This window comes from Protofrankia symbiont of Coriaria ruscifolia, from assembly GCF_900634745.1.
Taxonomy (GTDB): domain Bacteria; phylum Actinomycetota; class Actinomycetes; order Frankiales; family Frankiaceae; genus Protofrankia; species Protofrankia californiensis.
Map to the genome: position 1 here is coordinate 1 of NZ_CAAAFR010000106.1, position 4,878 is coordinate 4,878.

Here is a 4,878-nt window from a genome sequence, read left to right on the forward strand (position 1 = left end):
CCCCGGCACACAGCGAAGAGGGGCTACCCACACGGATAGCCCCTCCCCACAAAAAGTCCGGCGGCGACCTACTCTCCCACGCAGTCACCCACGCAGTACCATCGGCGCAGAAGGACTTAGCTACCGGGTTCGGAATGGAACCGGGCGTTTCCCCTTCGCCATAACCACCGAAACACTATGGAGTTCACAACCGGACACCGGCCATACCCCCAGAACCGCACAGTGGACGCACAACAAATTTTATAGTCAAGCCCTCGGCCTATTAGTACCGGTCAGCTACGTGTGTCACCACACTTCCACCTCCGGCCTATCAACCCGATCATCTATTCGGGGGCCTTACCAGGTTAACCCTGTGGGAGACCTCATCTCGAAGCAAGCTTCCCGCTTAGATGCTTTCAGCGGTTATCCCTCCCGAACGTAGCCAACCAGCCGTGCTCTTGGCAGAACAACTGGCACACCAGAGGTTCGTCCGTCCCGGTCCTCTCGTACTAGGGACAGCCCTTCTCAAGTCTCCTGCGCGCGCGGCGGATAGGGACCGAACTGTCTCACGACGTTCTAAACCCAGCTCGCGTACCGCTTTAATGGGCGAACAGCCCAACCCTTGGGACCTACTCCAGCCCCAGGATGCGACGAGCCGACATCGAGGTGCCAAACCTTGCCGTCGATATGGACTCTTGGGCAAGATCAGCCTGTTATCCCCGGGGTACCTTTTATCCGTTGAGCGACGGCGCTTCCACAAGCCACCGCCGGATCACTAGTCCCTGCTTTCGCACCTGCTCGACATGTCTGTCTCACAGTCAAGCCCCCTTGTGCACTTGCACTCGACACCTGATTGCCAACCAGGCTGAGGGAACCTTTGGGCGCCTCCGTTACTCTTTAGGAGGCAACCGCCCCAGTTAAACTACCCACCTGACACTGTCCCTGATCCGGATCACGGACCGAAGTTAGACACCCAATTCAACCAGAGTGGTATTTCAACAGTGACTCCACCAAAACTGACGTTCCGGCTTCACAGTCTCCCACCTATCCTACACAAGCCGAACCGAGTACCAATATCAAGCTATAGTAAAGGTCCCGGGGTCTTTCCGTCCTGCCGCGCGTAACGAGCATCTTTACTCGTAATGCAATTTCGCCGAGTCTGTGGTTGAGACAGTGGGAAAGTCGTTACGCCATTCGTGCAGGTCGGAACTTACCCGACAAGGAATTTCGCTACCTTAGGATGGTTATAGTTACCACCGCCGTTTACTGGCGCTTAAGTTCTGAGCTTCGCACCGAAGTACTAACCCGTCCCCTTAACGTTCCAGCACCGGGCAGGCGTCACTCCGTATACATCGTCTTACGACTTCGCACGGAGCTGTGTTTTTAGTAAACAGTCGCTTTCCCCTGGTCTCTGCGGCCACTCTCCGCTTCGGAGGCACGCTCCTACACGGAAAACGGCCCCCCTTCTCCCGAAGTTACGGGGGCATTTTGCCGAGTTCCTTAACCACAGTTCACTCGCTCGCCTCGGTATTCTCTACCTGACCACCTGTGTCGGTTTAGGGTACGGGCGGCCCTGACACTCGCTAGAGGCTTTTCTCGGCAGCATGGGATCACCCACTTCGCCACAATCGGCTCGGCATCAGGTCTCAGGCACATAAGATACGGATTTACCTATACCTCGCCCTACACCCTTGCCCCAGGATAACCACCACCTGGGCTGGACTACCCTCCTGCGTCACCCCATCGCTTGCCTACTACCAGCCGGGATCCCGCGCTCCCCACACCCAACCCGAAAGTCGAATGCAGATCGGACGGTTAGCACGAACCAGGTTCAGCATGGTCGCATCAACGCCGGTACGGGAATATCAACCCGTTGTCCATCGACTACGCCTGTCGGCCTCGCCTTAGGTCCCGACTCACCCTGGGCGGATTAGCCTGCCCCAGGAACCCTTGGTCATCCGGCGGACGGGTTTCTCACCCGTCTTTCGCTACTCATGCCTGCATTCTCACTCGCGTAGCGTCCACGGCTAGGTCACCCTGCCGCTTCACTCGCTACACGACGCTCCCCTACCCATACACACGCCTGGACCCCCTCCCGAAGAAGAAGGCCAAACACCGTGCATATGCCGCAGCTTCGGCGGTGCGCTTGAGCCCCGCTACATTGTCGGCGCGGAATCACTTGACCAGTGAGCTATTACGCACTCTTTCAAGGGTGGCTGCTTCTAAGCCAACCTCCTGGTTGTCTCCGCGACTCCACATCCTTTCCCACTTAGCGCACGCTTAGGGGCCTTAGCTGGCGATCTGGGCTGTTTCCCTCTCGACTACGAAGCTTATCCCCCGCAGTCTCACTGCCACGCTTCACTTACCGGCATTCGGAGTTTGGCTGACTTCAGTAAGCTTGTAGGCCCCCTAGGCCATCCAGTGCTCTACCTCCGGCAAGAAACACGTAACGCTGCACCTAAATGCATTTCGGGGAGAACCAGCTATCACCGAGTTTGATTGGCCTTTCACCCCTATCCACAGCTCATCCCCCAGGTTTTCAACCCTGGTGGGTTCGGTCCTCCACACGGTCTTACCCGCGCTTCAACCTGGCCATGGATAGATCACTCGGCTTCGGGTCTTGGACATGCGACTCATACGCCCTCTTCGGACTCGCTTTCGCTACGGCTACCCCACAACAGGTTAACCTCGCCACACATCGCAAACTCGCAGGCTCATTCTTCAAAAGGCACGCGGTCACAGAGGCAAAGCCCCCGCTCCCACGGATTGTAAGCACACGGTTTCAGGTACTATTTCACTCCCCTCCCGGGGTACTTTTCACCTTTCCCTCACGGTACTAGTCCGCTATCGGTCACCAGGGAGTATTTAGGCTTAGCGGGTGGTCCCGCCAGATTCACACGGACTTTCACGGGCTCCGTGCTACTTGGGATAACGCTCAGGAGGTACCATGTTTTCGTCTACGGGACTGTTACCCGCTATGGTGACCCATTCGCATGGCCTTCGACTAACACAGCACTTTCTCACTCCTCGACGGATCGGCAGACCCGCCCGAACGATCCCACAACCCCGACCACGCAACGCCTGCCGGCTCTCACACGCAATCGGTTTAGCCTCATCCGCTTTCGCTCGCCACTACTCGCGGAATCACGGTTGTTTTCTCTTCCTGCGGGTAATGAGATGTTTCACTTCCCCGCGTTCCCTCCACACGCCCTATGTGTTCAGGCGCGGGTGACAGGATTTCAAGCCCTGCCGGGTTTCCCCATTCGGAAATCCTCGGATCACAGCTCGGTTGACAGCTCCCCGAGGCATATCGCAGCCTCCCACGTCCTTCATCGGCTCCTGGTGCCAAGGCATCCACCGTGTGCCCTTAATAACTTGACCACAAAGATGCTCGCGTCCACTGTGCAGTTCTCAAGATACAGACGGCCCCACCCACACCCCGCGGCCCACCGGCACACACCGGCAGTTCCACGACGCAGATGACCCGATCCGCGACCGAACCCCCCGGCACACCAGCACCGGAGGGCTCCCACGATCGCCAAGGAAGCACACTCACTCCCTCAGGACCCAACAGCGTGCCACGTAGACCCCCACAACCACCCCAGCCCCGTTCCACCCCCACACAACAGAGGCGTACTAGACCACCAGAACAGCCATGAACATCCAACCAGTCAGCGTTCCACCCATCGAGCACCAGACCGGCCTGAACATCCGACACTGGCCTCTGGACAAGCAGCAAACACCACTTGCCAGACGCTCCTTAGAAAGGAGGTGATCCAGCCGCACCTTCCGGTACGGCTACCTTGTTACGACTTCGTCCCAATCGCCGGTCCCACCTTCGACGGCTCCCTCCCAAGGGTTAGGCCACCGGCTTCGGGTGTTACCGACTTTCGTGACGTGACGGGCGGTGTGTACAAGGCCCGGGAACGTATTCACCGCAGCATTGCTGATCTGCGATTACTAGCGACTCCGACTTCACGGGGTCGAGTTGCAGACCCCGATCCGAACTGAGACCGGCTTTTTGGGATTCGCTCCACCTCACGGCATCGCAGCCCTTTGTACCGGCCATTGTAGCATGTGTGCAGCCCAAGACGTAAGGGGCATGATGACTTGACGTCATCCCCACCTTCCTCCGAGTTGACCCCGGCAGTCTCCTATGAGTCCCCGACATTACTCGCTGGCAACATAGAACGAGGGTTGCGCTCGTTGCGGGACTTAACCCAACATCTCACGACACGAGCTGACGACAGCCATGCACCACCTGTGCAGAGCCCTTACGGACCCCGTATCTCTACGAGATTTCCCTGCATGTCAAGCCTTGGTAAGGTTCTTCGCGTTGCATCGAATTAAGCCACATGCTCCGCCGCTTGTGCGGGCCCCCGTCAATTCCTTTGAGTTTTAGCCTTGCGGCCGTACTCCCCAGGCGGGGCGCTTAATGCGTTAGCTGCGGCACGGAGGCCGTGGAAGGTCCCCCACACCTAGCGCCCAACGTTTACGGCGTGGACTACCAGGGTATCTAATCCTGTTCGCTCCCCACGCTTTCGCTCCTTAGCGTCAGTACCGGCCCAGAGACCCGCCTTCGCCACCGGTGTTCCTCCTGATATCTGCGCATTTCACCGCTACACCAGGAATTCCAGTCTCCCCTGCCGGACTCTAGCCTGCCCGTATCGACTGCACGCCCGGAGTTGAGCCCCGGGATTTCACAGCCGACGTGACAAGCCGCCTACGAGCTCTTTACGCCCAATAATTCCGGACAACGCTTGCACCCTACGTATTACCGCGGCTGCTGGCACGTAGTTGGCCGGTGCTTCTTCTGCAGGTACCGTCACTTGCGCTTCGTCCCTGCTGAAAGAGGTTTACAACCCGAAGGCCTTCATCCCCCACGCGGCGTCGCTGCGT

At 58.3% G+C, this 4,878-nt stretch carries 3 rRNA genes and 1 other annotated feature (1 of these 4 only partly in view); all 3 genes read right to left on the bottom strand.

The features are described 5' to 3' along the window. Nucleotides 1-55: 55 nt before the first annotated feature. Nucleotides 56-172, bottom strand: a 5S ribosomal RNA gene (gene rrf, locus CV1CTNOD_RS13320). Nucleotides 173-242: 70 nt separating this feature from the next. After that, nucleotides 243-3,360 (bottom strand): 23S ribosomal RNA (locus CV1CTNOD_RS13325). A gap of 396 nt (nucleotides 3,361-3,756) precedes the next feature. Beyond that, nucleotides 3,757-4,401, bottom strand: a sequence feature (16S ribosomal RNA rRNA prediction is too short). A gap of 256 nt (nucleotides 4,402-4,657) precedes the next feature. After that, nucleotides 4,658-4,878, bottom strand: a 16S ribosomal RNA gene (locus CV1CTNOD_RS27365) (it continues 1,134 nt past the right edge of the window). Together the 16S, 23S and 5S rRNA genes form the textbook arrangement of a ribosomal RNA operon.